This window comes from Kosakonia sp. S42 (assembly GCF_016624785.1).
In the GTDB taxonomy this organism is placed as follows: domain Bacteria; phylum Pseudomonadota; class Gammaproteobacteria; order Enterobacterales; family Enterobacteriaceae; genus Kosakonia; species Kosakonia cowanii.
In genome coordinates, this window is sequence record NZ_JACVTW010000012.1 from 57606 (window position 1) to 75073 (window position 17468).

19 protein-coding genes are annotated in these 17468 nt (G+C 55.6%); 13 read left to right on the top strand and 6 right to left on the bottom strand.

The window, feature by feature from the left end; translation table 11 throughout:
• Window positions 1-8: 8 nt before the first annotated feature.
• From IAE50_RS15080 to IAE50_RS15125, 10 genes are all read left to right on the top strand, one after another.
• The gene (locus IAE50_RS15080) at window positions 9-1967 is read left to right on the top strand and encodes a phage tail protein (RefSeq protein ID WP_200580623.1); all 1959 of its coding nucleotides are present in this window, start codon (window positions 9-11) and stop codon (window positions 1965-1967) included.
• Window positions 1964-2539: a tail fiber assembly protein gene (locus IAE50_RS15085; RefSeq protein WP_200580649.1), complete on the top strand. Its 576-nt coding sequence runs from the start codon at window positions 1964-1966 to the stop codon at window positions 2537-2539. The genes IAE50_RS15080 and IAE50_RS15085 overlap by 4 nt, the downstream gene beginning before the upstream one ends.
• A gap of 543 nt (window positions 2540-3082) precedes the next feature.
• Entirely contained in the window at window positions 3083-4273 is a 1191-nt protein-coding gene (locus IAE50_RS15090) for a phage tail sheath protein (RefSeq protein WP_200580624.1), read from the top strand.
• A gap of 13 nt (window positions 4274-4286) precedes the next feature.
• On the top strand, window positions 4287-4805 hold the full coding sequence (locus IAE50_RS15095) for a phage major tail tube protein (protein WP_042715557.1): 519 nt from the start codon (window positions 4287-4289) through the stop codon (window positions 4803-4805).
• 61 nt (window positions 4806-4866) lie between these two features.
• Window positions 4867-5142, top strand: a complete 276-nt coding sequence (locus IAE50_RS15100) for a phage tail assembly protein (protein ID WP_200580625.1) — start codon at window positions 4867-4869, stop codon at window positions 5140-5142.
• A 32-nt stretch (window positions 5143-5174) separates the two neighbouring features.
• Window positions 5175-5294, top strand: a complete 120-nt coding sequence (locus IAE50_RS15105) for a GpE family phage tail protein (RefSeq protein WP_014343413.1) — start codon at window positions 5175-5177, stop codon at window positions 5292-5294.
• Window positions 5287-7773 (top strand): phage tail tape measure protein, encoded by a 2487-nt coding sequence (locus IAE50_RS15110; protein WP_200580626.1) that lies wholly within the window; start codon window positions 5287-5289, stop codon window positions 7771-7773. The genes IAE50_RS15105 and IAE50_RS15110 overlap by 8 nt, the downstream gene beginning before the upstream one ends.
• A 14-nt stretch (window positions 7774-7787) precedes the next feature.
• Window positions 7788-8264 (top strand): phage tail protein, encoded by a 477-nt coding sequence (locus tag IAE50_RS15115; protein WP_200580627.1) that lies wholly within the window; start codon window positions 7788-7790, stop codon window positions 8262-8264.
• A complete protein-coding gene (locus IAE50_RS15120; protein ID WP_200580628.1) occupies window positions 8264-9409 on the top strand; it encodes a phage late control D family protein in 1146 nt (381 codons plus the stop codon). The genes IAE50_RS15115 and IAE50_RS15120 overlap by 1 nt, the downstream gene beginning before the upstream one ends.
• Before the next feature lie 108 nt (window positions 9410-9517).
• A complete protein-coding gene (locus tag IAE50_RS15125) occupies window positions 9518-9736 on the top strand; it encodes a DNA-binding transcriptional regulator (RefSeq protein ID WP_133294993.1) in 219 nt (72 codons plus the stop codon).
• Between the two features lie 157 nt (window positions 9737-9893).
• Here IAE50_RS15125 and rplS read toward each other — a convergent pair whose 3' ends face one another.
• The 5 genes from rplS to ffh form a co-directional block, all read right to left on the bottom strand.
• Window positions 9894-10241 carry a 50S ribosomal protein L19 gene (gene rplS, locus IAE50_RS15130; protein ID WP_006178051.1) on the bottom strand — a complete coding sequence of 116 codons (348 nt, stop codon included), beginning with the start codon at window positions 10239-10241 and terminating at the stop codon, window positions 9894-9896.
• 41 nt (window positions 10242-10282) lie between these two features.
• Window positions 10283-11053 carry a tRNA (guanosine(37)-N1)-methyltransferase TrmD gene (trmD, locus tag IAE50_RS15135; RefSeq protein WP_023480607.1) on the bottom strand — a complete coding sequence of 257 codons (771 nt, stop codon included), beginning with the start codon at window positions 11051-11053 and terminating at the stop codon, window positions 10283-10285.
• Window positions 11054-11083: 30 nt separating this feature from the next.
• Window positions 11084-11632: a ribosome maturation factor RimM gene (gene rimM, locus IAE50_RS15140; protein ID WP_023480523.1), complete on the bottom strand. Its 549-nt coding sequence runs from the start codon at window positions 11630-11632 to the stop codon at window positions 11084-11086.
• A gap of 18 nt (window positions 11633-11650) precedes the next feature.
• Window positions 11651-11899 (bottom strand): 30S ribosomal protein S16, encoded by a 249-nt coding sequence (gene rpsP / locus IAE50_RS15145; RefSeq protein WP_023480584.1) that lies wholly within the window; start codon window positions 11897-11899, stop codon window positions 11651-11653.
• Window positions 11900-12149: 250 nt separating this feature from the next.
• On the bottom strand, window positions 12150-13511 hold the full coding sequence (gene ffh, locus IAE50_RS15150) for a signal recognition particle protein (protein ID WP_023480583.1): 1362 nt from the start codon (window positions 13509-13511) through the stop codon (window positions 12150-12152).
• A 168-nt stretch (window positions 13512-13679) separates the two neighbouring features.
• Here ffh and IAE50_RS15155 point away from each other — a divergent pair, with 168 nt between their 5' ends.
• Together IAE50_RS15155 and IAE50_RS15160 are read left to right on the top strand one after the other, a co-directional pair.
• Entirely contained in the window at window positions 13680-14468 is a 789-nt protein-coding gene (locus IAE50_RS15155; RefSeq protein ID WP_139966966.1) for an inner membrane protein YpjD, read from the top strand.
• Between the two features lie 16 nt (window positions 14469-14484).
• Complete coding sequence (locus tag IAE50_RS15160; protein WP_094421679.1) at window positions 14485-15771, top strand: HlyC/CorC family transporter; 1287 nt, start codon at window positions 14485-14487, stop codon at window positions 15769-15771.
• A gap of 33 nt (window positions 15772-15804) precedes the next feature.
• On the opposite strand, the gene grpE is transcribed toward IAE50_RS15160, so the two are convergent.
• The gene (grpE, locus tag IAE50_RS15165; protein ID WP_200580629.1) at window positions 15805-16401 is read right to left on the bottom strand and encodes a nucleotide exchange factor GrpE; all 597 of its coding nucleotides are present in this window, start codon (window positions 16399-16401) and stop codon (window positions 15805-15807) included.
• 122 nt (window positions 16402-16523) lie between these two features.
• Here grpE and nadK point away from each other — a divergent pair, with 122 nt between their 5' ends.
• Window positions 16524-17402: an NAD(+) kinase gene (gene nadK, locus IAE50_RS15170; RefSeq protein ID WP_042712406.1), complete on the top strand. Its 879-nt coding sequence runs from the start codon at window positions 16524-16526 to the stop codon at window positions 17400-17402.
• Window positions 17403-17468: the final 66 nt, after the last annotated feature.

The window sequence follows — 17468 nt, forward strand, 5'->3', positions numbered from 1 at the left end:
AGAAAAGCATGACTGCAAAATACAGAACGGTGGTCACCACCGCAGGCGCGGCAAAATTTGCCGCCGCGCTCACACCGGGCGGTAAGAAAGTGAACATTACCGCGATGGCCGTCGGCGACGGCGGCGGTAAACTTCCCCAGCCCGACGCAGGCCAGACACAACTGATTAATGAAGTCTGGCGCAATAAGCTGAATAAAATCAGCCAGGACAATAAAAACAAAAATTACATCGTGGCCGAGCTGGTTATCCCGCCGGAAACAGGCGGGTTCTGGCTGCGTGAAATGGGGCTCTATGACGACACCGGCACGCTGGTTGCCGTCAGCAATATGGCCGAAAGTTATAAGCCAAAACTCGAAGAGGGTTCCGGGCGGGCGCAGACCCTGCGCATGGTTATCGTTCTGTCGGATCTGGCGTCCGTTGAGCTGAGTATCGACGCCACAACCGTGATGGCCTCGCAGGATTACGTTGACAGTAAGCTCCTTGAGCATGAGCAGTCGCGCCGCCACCCTGACGCGACGCTCAGTGCAAAAGGGTTTACCCAGCTCAGCAGCGCGACCGACAGCCCGTCGGAGACGCTCGCCGCCACACCGAAAGCTGTTAAGGCGGTGTATGACCTTGCCAGCGCCAAATACACCGCGCAGGACGCCACCACGGCGGGCAAAGGCATCGTGCAACTGAGCAGCGCCACCGACAGCACTGCCGAGACGTTCGCAGCAACCCCGAAAGCCGTTAAGGCGGTGTATGACCTTGCCAGCGCTAAATACACCGCGCAGGACGCCACCACGGCGGGTAAAGGGATTGTGCAACTGAGCAGCGCGACCGACAGCACTGCCGAGACGCTCGCAGCAACCCCGAAAGCCGTTAAGGCGGCGTATGACCTTGCCAGCGCCAAATACACCGCGCAGAACGCCACCACGGTGGGCAAAGGAATTGTACAGCTCAGCAGCGCGACCAATAGCACATCGGAGACCCTCGCCGCGACACCTAACGCCGTGAAAGCGGCATTTGATGCCGCAACCAGAGCGAATGAGAATGCCGAGGGACGTGTGCCGAAAGGGGCGGGGCTGAATACTTACGCTGAGCTTATGCGTGATGTTGCTGTTGATTTGCGCCAGCGTTCAGGTTTTTTTAACTCCCCCTCCGCGTTAAACGGGATGCCCGGCGGGCACGGCTGGAAGCATTACATCAATTCTGCACATAACAACAGTGTCGGTTTTAACGCCACTATCGGGATTGATTTCATGGGCAATCTGATCGGCTTTGCCGCTGTCTGCGACGGTGAATTTCGCCCGTGGAAAATGATCCACCATGACGGCTACAACACGTGCCCGCCAGGCACCCCGATCCCGTGGCCGTCCGATAAAATCCCCGAAGGTTACGCCCTGATGGCGGGGCAGGCGTTTAATACCAGCGCGTATCCGTATCTTGCGGCGGCCTATCCGTCAGGTGTGATCCCCGACATGCGCGGCTGGACGGTGAAAGGCAAACCGGCAGGAGGGCGCGCCGTGTTATCTCAGGAGCTGGACGGCATCCTGTTTCACGACCACCCCGTCAGCGTTTCCGCAACTGACCTGGGAACGAGGGCAACCAGCGCTTTTGACTACGGCACCCGCGAAACGAGCACGTTTGATTACGGTACAAAATCCACAGATGCGACGGGCGAACATACGCACGTATCGGGGGTGAGGACGCCGCCAGATGTCGCCCTTTACGGGGTGGTGGCTGCCTCCGCAGGGAATTACACGGCGGGTAGCCGCAGTGCCGCCACATCGGCAATTACCGCCTCCGCAGGGTATCACGCACACAGCGTTGCCATTGGCGCACATAACCACGCCGTCGCCCTCGGCGCGCACGCGCATACCGTCGAGATTGGTGCGCACAGTCATACCGCAACGGTCTCCGGGGTGGGCAACCGGGAAAACACCGTTAAAAACATCGCATTTAACTACATCGTGAGGCTTGCATAATGTTCAGAATGTCCGACCAACCGAGGACAATCACCGTGTATAACCTGAGCGCGGAAACCGGGGAATTTATCGGGAAAGGAAATGCGTATATTCCGCCGCAGACAGGTCTGCCCGCACACTGCACCGACGTCCTTCCCCCGCAGACGTCTGCCGGTAAAGTGGCGGTGTTTGACGCTGAAACCGCGAGCTGGAATGTCATGGACGATCACCGGGGCGAGACGGTGTTTGATACTGTCACCGGGGAGCAGATCCATATTACTGCACCGGGCGCACTGCCTGAAAATGTCACCCTGCTTTCACCCACCGGCAGTTACCAGAAATGGGACGGCAGGCAATGGGTTGATGACCCTGAGGCAGAACGCGCCGCGACAATGGCGAAAGTGTCGGAAATGAAAAGCGTGCTGATGACGCAGGCAAGCGAAGCCATTGCGCCGCTACAGGATGCCGTCGAGCTGGAGATTGCCACCGGTGACGAGCAGGCGCAGCTCGCTGCGTGGAAAAAATACCGGGTGCTTCTCAACAGAATAGATACCGGGGATGCGGAAATTGTCTGGCCTGAAAAACCCGTCTGAGGTCCAAAAAAAGCCCTCAAAATGAGGGCAATCCTCGCTTGCATGGTTTGTTATTATCAGGATATTGCTTATGTAGTCTTTTCCCCTGAGTCGGGAATATACGCTTACGAAAACGTTATAAGCATGGCCTGGATTTTGCTGTGAGCAAGCGTAAGCGGTAAAAAAATCGAAAATTTATCAGTGCAGACGTTGCCGGGGATTTGCGGGTTGTATTGCGCGGTTATGTCGGGAAAGCAGAAGGTTAAAAAGATCCCTTTCGACGTGAAATCCAGCCATTCGAAAGGGTAATCAGGAGGCCAATTTATACAAGGATGGACACATATTAGTTGAGTTCAATTTAATTGCTATCTGCATAAGTAAAAAAGCTAAAATCACTCAATCACAGCGAAACGCTAATACCCTGAAAACCTCCACATAACAGGTGAATAAAGCCGCCTTTTTCTTGTCCGTTGTTGTCCAGCACGGCACCCATCCCGGATAAATAGCCCCGCCCCCGCACACCCTGGAAAATAGCACTCACCCCAACACCACGGAGTTAAACGGATGAGTGATTATCATCACGGCGTGCAGGTTGTCGAAATCAACGACGGCACGCGCGTTATTTCCACCGTCTCAACGGCCATTGTCGGCATGGTCTGCACGGCCAGCGATGCCGACCCGGCAACATTCCCCCTCAATGAGCCGGTACTGATTACCAGCGTCCAGAGCGCCATCGTAAAGGCCGGGAAAAAAGGCACCCTTGCCGCCTCGCTACAGGCCATCGCCGACCAGTCAAAACCGGTGATTGTCGTTGTTCGCGTTGCCGAGGGCACCGGCACCGATAAGGAGGCCGCATTCGCACAGACGATTTCCAACATCATCGGCACCACGGATGAAAACGGCAAATACACCGGCATTAAAGCGCTGCTTACCGCCGAAGCCGTGACCGGCGTCAAACCGCGCATTCTTGGCGTGCCGGGTTACGACACACACGAGGTGGCGAGCGCCCTTGCGCCTGTCTGCCAGAAGCTGCGCGCGTTTGGCTACATCAGCGCGTGGGGCTGCAAAACGGTATCAGAGGCCATCGGTTATCGTGACAATTTCAGCCAGCGCGAGCTGATGGTCATCTGGCCGGATTTTCTCGCCTGGGACACCGTGACCAGCACCACCGCCACGGCTTACGCCACCGCCCGCGCGCTCGGCCTGCGAGCCGCCATCGACCAGTCTGTCGGCTGGCATAAAACCCTCTCTAACGTTGGCGTGAACGGCGTCACCGGCATCAGCGCGAGCGTGTTCTGGGATTTACAGGAGCCCGGCACCGATGCCGACCTGCTCAACGAGGCGGGTATCACCACGCTTGTCCGCAAGGATGGTTTCCGCTTCTGGGGTAACCGCACCTGCTCGGACGATCCGTTATTCCTGTTTGAGAATTACACCCGCACCGCACAGGTTATCGCTGACACGATGGCGGCGGCGCATATGTGGGCAGTCGACAAGCCGATCACCGCGACGCTCATCCGCGACATCGTTGATGGCATCAATGCCAAATTCCGCGAGCTAAAAACTAACGGTTACATCATCGATGCGACCTGCTGGTTTGACGAGGAAGCCAACGACAAGGAGACCCTCAAGGCCGGAAAACTGTATATCGACTATGACTATACGCCGGTTCCCCCACTCGAAAATCTGACCCTGCGCCAGCGCATCACCGATAAATATCTGGCGACGCTGGTCTCGGCCGTCAACAGCAAATAAGGAGCCTGATTAAATGGCCATGCCGCGCAAGCTCAAATACATGAATGTGTTTCTGAATGGCTTCAGCTATCAGGGGATCGCCAAATCCATCACCCTGCCGAAGCTCACCCGCAAGCTGGAAAACTATCGCGGCGCGGGGATGAACGGCGTCGCGCCGGTTGATATGGGGCTCGATGATGATGCCCTCTCGATGGAGTGGTCGCTCGGTGGCTTCCCCGATTCCGCTATCTGGGAGCTCTACGGTGCAACCGGCGTTGATGCCGTGCCGATCCGTTTTGCAGGCTCCTACCAGCGTGACGACACCGGCGAAACCGTGGCCGTTGAGGTGGTCATGCGGGGGCGTCAGAAGGAAATCGACACCGGCGAGGGCAAACAGGGCGAAGACACCGAGTCGAAAATCTCGGTTATCTGCACCTATTTCCGCCTGACGATGGACGGTAAAGAGCTCATCGAAATCGACACCCTCAACATGGTCGAGAAGGTGAACGGCACCGACCGCCTCGAACAGCACCGCCGGAATATCGGCCTGTAATGCTCACCCGGTCAGCGCCGCTGGCCGGTTAACCCTGAAACCTGATTAAGACGAGAACACCATGACAAACGACAACGTAATCACCCTGGAAAAGCCGGTTAAACGCGGCGAGCAGATTATCGAGCACGTCACCCTGATTAAACCCACCGCCGGAACGCTGCGCGGTGTCAGTCTGGCCTCGGTGGCAAACTCTGACGTCGATGCACTGATTAAGGTGCTGCCGCGTGTGACGTCACCGTCGCTGACCGAGCATGAGGTCGCGGCGCTGGAGCTGCCTGACCTTGTGGCGCTGGCCGGTAAGGTGATCGGTTTTTTGTCGCCGAGTTCGGTGCAGTAGATTTCCCGAAAGATTTATCGGTTGATGACCTGATGGCGGATATCGCGGTGATTTTCCACTGGCCGCCATCAGAGCTCTATCCCATGAGCCTGACCGAGCTCACTACATGGCGCGAAAAAGCGCTCCAGCGAAGCGGAAACACCAATGAGTGATGTAAAACTTCAGGTATTGCTCAAGGCCGTTGACCAGGCGACCCGCCCGTTTAAAGCCGTACAGGACGCCAGCCGCACGCTGGCGGGAAATATCCGCACCTCACAGGGTGAGTTACGGGAGCTGAATGCGCAGGCTGGCCGCATTGAGGGCTTTCGTAAGACCAGCGGTCAGCTGGCTGTCACCGGTCACGCCATGAAAAAAGCGCAGGAGAATGTCGCCAGACTGGCCGCAGAGATGCGCAGCACAGCCAGCCCGACACGCGCACAGGTTAAGGCGTTTGAGGAGGCCAGACGCAGCGCCGCCGCATTAAAAACTAAATATGACAGCCTCAAAGAATCCGCACACCGCCAGCGAACCGCGCTGAGGGATGCCGGTATTGATACGCGTAATTTATCCGGTGCCGAGCGAAGCCTGCGCAACGATATCGCCCGCACCACTGCGACGATGGAGCAACAGCGCGCGGAGCTTATCCGGGTCAGCCGTCAGCAGGAGAAACTCAACGCCGTAAGTAAGCGGTACGAGCGCGGCAAAGCGATCGCGGCGGGCGTGAGAAACACCGGCGCAGCGGCATTCGGTATCGGAACGGCAAGCCTGTACGCGGGCAGTCGCATGATGGCACCGGTGGTGGAAACACAGAAAAGCGGCACACTGATAGCCGCGCGGCAGGGAGAAAGCGCCGAACAGGGGAAACAGTACACCCACATTATTCAGGACATTAACGGCTCGGGTGTCAGCGATAACATTGAGCAAATCACCGAGGCGCTGTCCGCAGTACGCAGCACTCTCGGCACGTTCGGCGCAACCGGTGAGGCAGAGCTCAGCCGCATCACCCGTAAGGCACTGGATATGCAGACGACTTTCGGTAATGACGTGCCGGAGAGCATCCAGATAGCGGCGATCATGATGAAAAATGGTCTCGCTGCAAACAGTGATGAGGCGATGGATTTGCTTGTCTCGGGCATGCAGAAAGTCTCTGCGCAGATGCGCGGCGAACTGCCGGAAATCCTTCACGAATATTCGACCCATTTCCGCAGCATGGGCTTTACCGGCGCGGAGGCGATATCACTGCTTGTTGATATGTCCCGTCAGGGTAAATTTGCCCTGGATAAAACCGGTGATGCGATTAAAGAGTTCAGTATTCGCGGATCGGATATGTCAAAAAACAGCGTCGAGGCTTACAAGAAAATCGGCCTGAATGCGGCAAAAATGTCGACAGCCATCGCCAGCGGCGGAGAAAAAGCGCGTCAGGCGATGCAGAAGACGGCGAAGGGGTTGTTAAAAATAAAAGACCCGGCAGAACGGGCAAACACCGCCATCATGCTTTTTGGCACGCCGATAGAAGATTTGTCCGTTGACCAGATACCGAAGTTTCTTTCGGCACTGGCCGGGACACGCAACGAGCTCGGGGAGGTCAGCGGTGCCGCTGAAAGAATGGGCGGCACCCTGCGCGACAACCTGTCGGGCGATGTGGCGAAACTCCAGGGCGAATTTGCTCACCTGCGTTTTCAGGTGTTCGCCGAAATGGACAAGAGTGTCCGCAAACTGACGCAGACCGTCACCGGATGGCTGGGAAAATTAAATGCCTGGGTAGGCAAAAACCCCGAACTGGTGACAAAAATCGTCATGCTGACCGGCGCGGTTGCCGGTGTGATAGCGGTGCTCGGTGGTATCGGTCTCGTCGTCTGGCCGGTGATTACCGGCATCAATGCCATCGTTGCCACAGCGGGCGTGCTGGGTACAGTGTTCAGTGTGGTCGGCGGCGCGATCATGACGGTACTCGGCGCGCTCACCTGGCCGATTGTCGCCATTGGGGTTGCCATCGTCGCCGGGGCGCTGCTCATCCGCAAATACTGGGAGCCTATTTCTGCCTTTTTCGGGGGAGTGATGGAGGGGCTTAAGGCTGCATTCGCCCCGGTCGGGGAGCTGTTTTCCCCCCTTAAACCGATGTTTGACTGGCTGGGCGAAAAGCTTAAGGCCGCGTGGGACTGGTTTAAAAACCTGCTTGAGCCGGTGAAGTCCTCGCAGGAGCAGCTCAACTCCTGCCGGGATGCGGGCGTGCGGTTCGGGCAGGCGCTGGCGGATTCGCTGATGCTGCCGCTCAGGGCATTTAACAAGCTGAAAGCGGGCATAGACTGGGTGCTTGAAAAGCTCGGTGTGATTAACAAGGAGTCGGACACGATTGACCAGACCGCCGGAAAAGTCAGCGCTGCCCGCGCCGGGGAAACCGCCGGTGCAGTGAACACGGGAAGCGCCTATGTACCGGCGACCGCGAACTATGGCGGGTATCAGGCTTATCAGCCGGTGACCGCACCGGGCGGGAAATCATACGTCGACAACCGTCAGAGCAATTACACCATCACGATGAATAACGGCGGCGCGCCGGGTGGCGATCTCGGTCGACAGTTGCAGGACGCCATCGAGAAAGCCGACCGGGACAAGCGCGCCCGTGACCGCTCCAGCATGCGACACGACGGATAAGGAGGACAAATAACATGATGCTCGCACTCGGGTTTTTCGTATTCATGCGCCAGACGCTGCCCTTTCAGAGCATGCAGCGGGACGCGGAATATCGCTGGCCGTCAAACAGCCGCATCGGCAAGCGTGACGCCTTTCAGTTTCTCGGCGTCGGGGAGGAGAAAATCACCCTCAGCGGTGAGCTTTACCCGGAGATCACCGGCGGCAAACTGACCCTGACGGCGGTCAGGCTGATGGCTGAAGAGGGGCGGGCGTGGCCGCTTCTGTCGGGTAACGGGATGATTTACGGGATGTACGTTATCAACAGCGTCAGCGAGACCGGCGCGGAGTTTTTCACGGATGGCTCGCCGCGAAAAATCACGTTTAATCTGGCGCTCACGCGTGTTGATGAGTCGCTCGCGGCCATCTATGGCGACCTGAATAAACAGGCCGGTGAACTGGCCGGCAAGGCCAGAGACGCCGCTACTAAAATCACCGCATCGCTGGGGTTCTGATGACTGATGCCCTTTACAGCTCGCCGGGGAGCACGCTCACCCCGGCTTATATGCTGAAAATCGAGAGCAGGGATATTACCGGCAACATCAGCGATCGCCTGATAAGCCTGACCATGACCGACAACCGGGGCTTTGAAGCTGACCAGCTCGACCTTGAGCTCAACGACGCTGACGGGCGCGTCGTGCTGCCGGTGCGCGGTGCAGTGTTGTCACTCTGGCTCGGGTGGAAAGGGTCGGCGCTCATTGAGAAAGGCCGGTTTACCGTGGATGAGGTCGAGCACCGGGGCGCACCTGATACGGTGACCATCCGCGCCCGCAGCGCGGATTTTCGGGGCTCGCTCAATTCGCGGCGTGAGCAGTCATGGCATGATAAAACCCTCGGCATGATTGTCGGCGCCATCGCGGCGCGTAACAAACTGGAGGCGGCTGTCGCACCGGAGCTTGCCCGGATTGTGATCCCGCATATCGACCAGTCGCAGGAGTCGGATATCAAATTTCTGACGCGGCTCGCTGACCGGAACGGCGGCGAGGTATCGGTAAAATCCGGGAAACTGTTATTCCTCCAGGCCGGAAAGGCGCTCACCGCGAGCGGGAAACCCATTCCGCAGGTCACCATCGCCCGCAGTGATGGCGACCGGCATCAGTTTTCCATCGCTGACCGGGGCGCTTACACCGGCGTAACAGCGCAGTGGCTGCACACCAAAGAGCCGAAGCCAAAAAAAGTGAAGGTGAAGCGCAAGCCAAAGGCGCAGCAGGCGGGCACCCCAAAGCATCCGAACGCAAAAAAGAAGGAAGAGAAAGAGCCTGAAGCACGCCAGGGCGAATATATGGCCGGGGAAGCGGATAACGTCCTTGCCCTGACAACCGTTTTTTCGACGAAAGCGCAGGCGATGCGCGCGGCACAGGCGAAGTGGGACAAGCTACAGCGCGGTGTGGCGGAGTTTTCCATCACGCTGGCGCTTGGCCGTGCCGATCTTTATCCCGAGACACCGGTTGCGGTATCAGGATTTAAAAGCATCATTGATGAGCAGGCGTGGATAATTACTAAAGTAACCCATGCGCTTAACAGCAATGGTTACACCACCTCGTTAGAACTGGAGGTTAAGCTTGCAGACATAGATTATGAGGCAAGCGAAGATGAATAAATCGAATCCCGACAAGCCAAACACTAATTTTTTAAGATTAATCTTGCAAATGTAAGATTGAGGTTTATTATCGCGCTCATATCAGCAAGCGAGGCGGGATAAAAAATCATGATGCATTGCCCAATTTGTATGGAAGCGGCTCACGCTCGTACGAGTCGCTATCTCAGCAAAGAAACCAAAGAGCGCTATCATCAGTGTCAAAACATTAATTGCGGGTGCACATTCGTTACGCATGAAACGCTTGCACGTTTCATCATGACACCGGGCAAGGTTGACCCCGCCCCTCCGCATCCCACACAAAAACATCAGCAACAACTGTGGTTTTGAACCTGCTTCGGCAGGTTTTTTTATTTGTGGATCTATAGATTGTCCACGGAAAAAAGCACTGCGTGGGCAATTGGTGGACACCGGCAATAAAAAAGGGGTTAGCATTACGCTAACCCCTTGTTCTATAACACGCTTTGGATGTAGCGCGTGCGCAATCTTAGTTAAGACGCTCTTTAATACGAGCAGACTTACCGGTGCGCTCACGCAGGTAGTACAGTTTAGCTTTACGTACAGCACCACGACGTTTAACAGCAATGCTGTCAACTACCGGAGAGTGAGTCTGGAAGACACGCTCAACGCCTTCGCCGTTGGAGATTTTGCGAACAGTGAATGCAGAGTGCAGACCGCGGTTACGAATAGCGATAACCACGCCCTCGAATGCCTGCAGACGTTTTTTGGAACCTTCAACAACCCATACTTTCACTTCCACGGTATCACCCGGACGGAAGGAAGGTACGTCCTGCTTCATCTGCTCTTGTTCAATTTGCTTAATGATGTTGCTCATAATTTAATCTCTTATCCTGGGTAAACTGATATTTGGAGGGCTTAAGCCATCCCATCATGTTTCTGTTGCTGCTGTTGTGCGTGTTCGCTTTTGAACTCCGCCAGCAACCTTGCTTGCTCTTCAGTCAGAGCCAGGTTTTCCAGAAGTTCAGGTCTTCTAAGCCAGGTTCGGCCCAGCGACTGCTTCAGACGCCAGCGACGTATCTCGGCATGATTTCCCGACAGTAAAACCGCCGGTACTTCCATCCCTTCTAACACTTCAGGACGAGTATAGTGCGGGCAGTCCAGCAATCCATCAGCAAAGGAGTCTTCCGTTGCTGAAGCTTCGTGGCCCAGTACCCCCGGAATAAACCGGGAAACCGAGTCAATCAGCGTCATTGCTGGCAGCTCACCGCCGCTGAGCACGTAATCACCAATAGACCACTCTTCATCAATCTCGGTCTGGATTACCCGCTCATCTATCCCTTCGTAGCGACCGCACACCAGAATCAGTTTCTGATTGGTAGCCAGTTCGCTCACGCCCGCTTGATCAAGCTTGCGTCCCTGAGGCGAAAGATAAATCACCTTCGCGCCTTCGCCCGCCGCGGCTTTCGCTGCGTGAATGGCGTCCCGTAAAGGGTTCACCATCATTAGCATTCCCGGTCCGCCGCCGTAAGGACGTTCGTCCACGGTACGGTGCCGGTCATGAGCGAAGTCACGTGGACTCCAGCTCTCAATGCTCAGCAGGCCTTTTTTTACTGCCCGGCCAGTTACCCCGTAGTCGGTAATCGCGCGGAACATTTCAGGAAACAGGCTAATTATGCCAATCCACATAGCGCCGTCTTTTACCGTATATCCGGAGGTTTAAAAACCAGGATCCCAATCTACTTCAATGGTTTGAGTAGCGAGATCGACTTTCTTGATAACCTGCCCATCGAGGAACGGAACCAACCGCTCCTTGATACCAAATGCATCTTTCAGGTTTGCCTTGATGACGAGAACGTCATTCGACCCGGTTTCCATCATATCGATGACTTTACCGAGGCTGTAACCTTCAGTAGTCACTACCTGGCAGCCCATAAGGTCTTTCCAGTAGTAGTCACCCTCTTCCAGTTGCGGCAACTGCGCGGAATCAACGAGAATTTCGCAATTCGTCAGAAGATTCGCGGCATCGCGATCGTCAACGCCTTTCAGCTTGATGACGATATCCTGATTGTGGTAGCGCCAGCTTTCCAGCTCGATGCTCTGCCACTGACCCGCCTTCTGGATAAACCAGGGCTGATAGTCAAAAATGCTTTCGGCGTCTTCGGTGGAGGAAAACACTCTGAGCCAACCACGAATTCCGTAAGAAGATCCCAGTTTGCCAACAATAATTGGCTCAGCAGGGGCCGATGCGGTTTGTTGCTTGCTCATCATGACCACCGTGACAGATTAAGCTGCTTTCTTTGCTTCTTTGATCAGCGCGGAAACGCGATCGGAAACGGTAGCGCCCTGGCCAACCCAATGTGCGATACGATCCAGATCCAGGCGAGTGCCTTCTTCTTTATCAGACGCGATCGGGTTGAAGAAACCAACGCGCTCAATGAAGCGACCGTTGCGTGCATTACGGCTGTCAGTAACAACAACCTGGTAGAACGGACGCTTTTTAGCGCCGTGACGAGCTAAACGAATAGTTACCATAACATCCTCTTGTGTGAATAAAACACCCGGCCCCATCGAGGAACGGAGCCTGGTGTCATATTAAAAGCCCGAAAATTTTACTCATTTTTTGCTAAAAAGCAATCGGAACGTGCGGTTCAGTGAGAGTCGAGGCCGTCGGCGTTGCCGTCAGTTTGGTGCCGGCGTGCGCGCAGAAAGCGGAGCGTACACGTAGTACGTGAGCATTTCGAGCACACCCCGGTATCAAAATGACAAATAAGCCAGGCCGGAATCAGCGGCCAGGGAAACCAGGCGGCATCATCCCTTTCATCCCACGCATCATCTTCGCCATACCGCCCTTCTTCATCTTCTTCATCATGCGCTGCATGTCGTCGAACTGTTTAAGAAGACGGTTTACATCCTGCACCTGCATACCGCAGCCTGCAGCGATGCGGCGTTTGCGCGAGCCTTTGATGATGTCCGGGTTGGCGCGCTCTTTGAAGGTCATCGAGTTGATGATCGCTTCCATACGCACCAGCACTTTGTCATCCATCTGCGCTTTTACGTTATCGGGGATCTGGCCCATGCCTGGCAGCTTGCCCATCAGGCTTGCCATACCGCCCATGTTTTTCATCTGGCGCAGCTGCTCAAGGAAGTCGGTCAGATCGAAGCCGTCGCCTTTTTTCAGCTTGTTCGCCAGCTTCTCAGCCTGCGCGCGGTCAACTTTGCTTTCGATATCTTCGATCAGCGACAGCACGTCGCCCATGCCGAGAATACGCGACGCGATACGATCCGGGTGGAACGGCTCAAGCGCTTCGGTTTTCTCACCGACGCCGAGGAATTTGATCGGCTTACCGGTGATATGGCGGATAGAGAGCGCCGCACCGCCGCGGGCATCACCATCCACTTTGGTCAGCACGACACCGGTCAGCGGCAGCGCTTCATTAAAGGCTTTTGCCGTGTTGGCGGCATCCTGACCGGTCATGGCGTCGACAACAAACAGCGTCTCAACGGGCTTAATCGCCGCGTGAACCTGTTTGATCTCCTCCATCATCGCTTCATCAACGTGCAGACGACCGGCGGTATCTACCAGCAGCACGTCATAAAACTTCAGCTTCGCCTCTTTCAGCGCCGCGTTAACGATGTCGACCGGCTTTTGCGCGACGTCAGAGGGGAAGAAATCGACCTCGACCTGCTGCGCCAGCGTCTCCAGCTGTTTAATCGCCGCCGGGCGGTAAACGTCCGCGGAGACGACCATCACTTTCTTCTTGTGCTTCTCGCGCAGGAACTTACCGAGCTTACCAACGCTGGTGGTTTTACCCGCACCCTGCAGGCCCGCCATCAGCACTACTGCCGGTGGCTGCGCCGCCAGGTTGAGGCTCTGGTTCTCTTCGCCCATCGCGGCAACCAGTTCGTTGCGCACAATTTTGACGAACTCCTGGCCCGGGGTCAGACTCTTGTTGACTTCGTGTCCTACCGCTTTCTCTTTCACGCGGTTGATAAAGTCACGCACTACCGGCAGCGCAACGTCAGCTTCCAGCAGCGCCATGCGCACTTCGCGCAGGGTCTCTTTGATGTTGTCTTCAGTGAGGCGTCCACGGCCACTGATATTGCGCAGTGAGCGCGACAAACGATCGGTTAAATTATCAAACATTGTCTCTCGCCTGAGGTGATACGATTGGCCGCCAGCGCGACGCATAACAGAAATTCGCCGCAGTATAGCATGAAGACATCGCGGCTGTATGTGATGGAACTGTTGGAGGCTGGGTCACGTAACGTTATACTGCTTCTCTTTCTCTCTTAGTCAACTGTCGACACGCCTATGCCCGTTTTTGCCCTGATCGCTCTTGTTGCCTACTCAACCAGCATCGCGCTGATTGTTCCCAGCCTGTTACAAAAAAACAGCGGCTGGCGCAAAATGGCCATCTTTTCAGCGGTGCTTGCGCTTATGTTCCACGGCTTCGCGCTGAAAGAGCGCATCTTTCCTGACGATGGCGGTCAAAATCTCAGCCTGCTGAACGTCGGCTCCCTGGTCAGCCTGATGATCTGTACGGTGATGACCATTGTCGCCTCGAAAAACCGCGGCTGGCTGCTGCTGCCGATTGTTTATACGTTCGCGTTAATCAATCTCGCTTTCGCCATTTTCATGCCGAATGAGTTCATCACGCATCTGGAAACCACGCCCGGTATGATGGTGCATATCGGTCTGTCGCTGTTCGCCTACGCCACCTTAATTATCGCGGCCATGTATGCGCTCCAGCTGGCGTGGATCGATTATCAGCTGAAGAACAAAAAGCTGGCTTTCAGCAATGAAATGCCGCCGCTGCTGGTGATTGAACGCAAGATGTTTCATATCACCCAGGTCGGCGTGGTGCTGCTGACGCTGACGCTCTGCACCGGCCTGTTCTACATGCAAAACCTGTTCAGCATGGAAAATATCGACAAAGCGGTGCTCTCGATCATCGCCTGGTTTGTCTATATTGTCCTGCTCTGGGGCCACTATCATGAAGGCTGGCGCGGTCGCCGCGTCGTCTGGTTCAACGTCGCAGGAGCCGGTATTTTAACGCTCGCCTATTTCGGCAGCCGCGTCCTGCAACATTTCGTAAGTTAAAGCAAAGGAGTTCCCCCTGGAACACATCTCCACCACGACGCTGATTATTACGCTTATCATCATGGTCGTGGTTTCAGCCTATTTCTCCGGTTCAGAAACCGGCATGATGACCCTCAACCGCTATCGCCTGCGCCATATGGCCAAACAGGGCAACCGTGCGGCCAAACGCGTCGAAAAGCTGCTGCGTAAGCCCGATCGCCTGATTAGCCTGGTGCTAATCGGCAACAACCTGGTCAACATTCTCGCCTCGTCGCTGGCGACGATTGTCGGTATGCGCCTGTACGGCAACGCCGGGGTTGCCATCGCCACCGGTGTGCTGACCTTCGTGGTGCTGGTCTTTTCTGAAGTGCTGCCAAAAACCATCGCTGCCCTTTATCCGGAAAAGGTCGCTTTTCCCAGCAGCCTGCTGCTTGGCCCGCTGCAAATTATCATGCTGCCGCTGGTGTGGCTGCTGAACGGCGTGACGCGTATTTTGATGCGTATGATTGGCATTAAAGCCGATGTGGTGGTCAGCGGCGCGCTCAGTAAAGAGGAGCTGCGCACCATCGTTCACGAGTCGCGCTCGAAAATTTCCCGCCGCAATCAGGATATGCTGCTGTCGATTCTCGATCTGGAGAAGGTCAACGTTGATGACATCATGGTGCCGCGCAATGAGATCGTCGGTATCGATATCAATGATGACTGGAAATCGATTGTGCGCCAGCTGACCCACTCGCCGCACGGCCGCATTGTGCTCTATCGCGACTCGCTGGATGACACCATCAGCATGCTCCGCGTGCGTGAAGCCTATCGCCTGATGACCGAGAAAAAGGAGTTCACCAAAGAGGTGATGCTGCGCGCCGCCGATGAAATTTACTATGTGCCGGAAGGCACGCCGCTTAGCGTTCAGCTGGTGAAGTTTCAGCGTAATAAGAAGAAAGTCGGCCTGGTGGTAGATGAGTATGGCGACATTCAGGGGCTGGTGACGGTCGAAGATATTCTTGAAGAGATTGTCGGGGATTTCACCACGTCTATGTCGCCTGCGCTGGCGGATGAAGCGACGCCGCAGAATGACGGTTCGGTGATTATTGACGGCAGCGCCAGCGTGCGCGAGCTGAACAAAGCCTTTAACTGGCGACTACCGGAAGATGAAGCGCGGACCATTAACGGCATGGTGCTTGAAGAGTTGGAAGAGATTCCGGCGGCAGGAACGCGCGTGCGCATTGAGCAGTATGATATCGATATTCTCGATGTGCAGGAGAACATGATTAAGCAGGTAAAAGTGATCCCGGTTAAAGCGCTGCGGGAGAGCGTAACAGAGTAAAAAAAACCCTCTCATGATGAGAGGGCTTTCGTTTTACGCTTTCGCTTTAGCGACGGTAACCATCGCGGCGCGAATAGTGCGACCATTCAGGGTGAACCCTTTCTGCATCACACCCAGCACGTTGCCGGCGTTGACCTCTTCCGACTCGACCATCGCAATCGCCTGATGCACATTTGGATCCAGCGGAACGTTGGTGTCGGCAATCACCTCAACACCAAATTTCTTCACCACATCCAGCATGTTTTTCAGGGTCAGTTCGATACCTTCGACCATCGGCGCCATCTCGGCGTTCTCTTTGTCAGCCACTTCCAGCGCGCGATCCAGACTATCGATGACCGGCAGGAGTTCATTGATGAACTTCTCCAGCGCAAATTTGTGCGCTTTCTCGATATCCAGTTCGGTACGGCGACGCAGGTTTTCCATCTCCGCTTTGATACGCAACACCGTCTCGCGCTCGCGGGTTTCCGCTGCTGCTAACTGCGCTTCCAGATTCGCAATTTTCTCATCGCGCGGATCCACCTGCTCAGCCGCGTCGTCAGGCTCAACTACCGCCTCAACGTCGTCGTGCTGTTCCTTGATAATTTCTTCCGGGGACTGCCCGTCAGGCGTTTTCTGTTCTTCACTACTCATGAATTTCTCCGCGTTTTTTTGCAATCATCTCGCTAACCTGCATTATTATGGGGATCCGTTTCCTGGATTCAAGGGAACAAGTCAGATTGTCATCATTCATTCGCCACAAGGACCCGCAGAAAATGACCCAACATTTCAAGTGTATTGGTATTGTCGGGCACCCGCGCCACCCTACCGCGCTCACCACACATGAAATGCTCTACCGCTGGCTGCATGCCAAAGGCTATGACGTGATGGTTGAACAGCGCATTGCCCATGAGCTGAAACTCTCGAATGTGAGGACCGGTACGCTGGCGGACATTGGGCAGCAGGCGGATCTGGCGGTGGTGGTCGGCGGCGATGGCAATATGCTTGGCGCAGCGCGCACGCTGGCGCGTTACGACATCAAAGTGATTGGCATCAACCGCGGCAATCTGGGCTTTCTGACCGATCTCGATCCCGATAATGCGCAGCAGCAGCTGGCCGATGTGCTTGAGGGACACTACATCGCCGAGAAACGGTTTTTGCTGGAAGTACAGGTGTGCCAGCAGGATTGCCAGAAACGCATCAGCACTGCCATTAATGAAGTGGTGCTGCACCCTGGCAAAGTGGCGCACATGATTGAGTTTGAAGTCTATATAGATGAAGTGTTTGCCTTCTCCCAGCGCTCGGATGGCCTGATTATCTCCACGCCAACCGGCTCCACGGCCTACTCGCTCTCAGCAGGCGGCCCGATCCTCACCCCTTCGCTGGACGCTATTACGCTGGTACCGATGTTTCCGCATACCCTCTCGGCGCGCCCGCTGGTGATTAACAGCAGCAGCACCATTCGCCTGCGTTTTTCCCACCGCCGTAGCGACCTTGAAGTGAGCTGTGACAGCCAGATCGCGCTGCCGATTCAGGAGGGCGAAGATGTGCTCATCCGCCGCTGTGACTATCATCTGAATCTCATTCACCCTAAAGATTACAGCTATTTCAACACGTTAAGCTCCAAGCTTGGCTGGTCGAAAAAATTGTTCTGAAAAGCGGCTGCGGGGCTTTACTGTATATAATTCCAGTTTATACTGTACGAAAACACAGTTATGGTT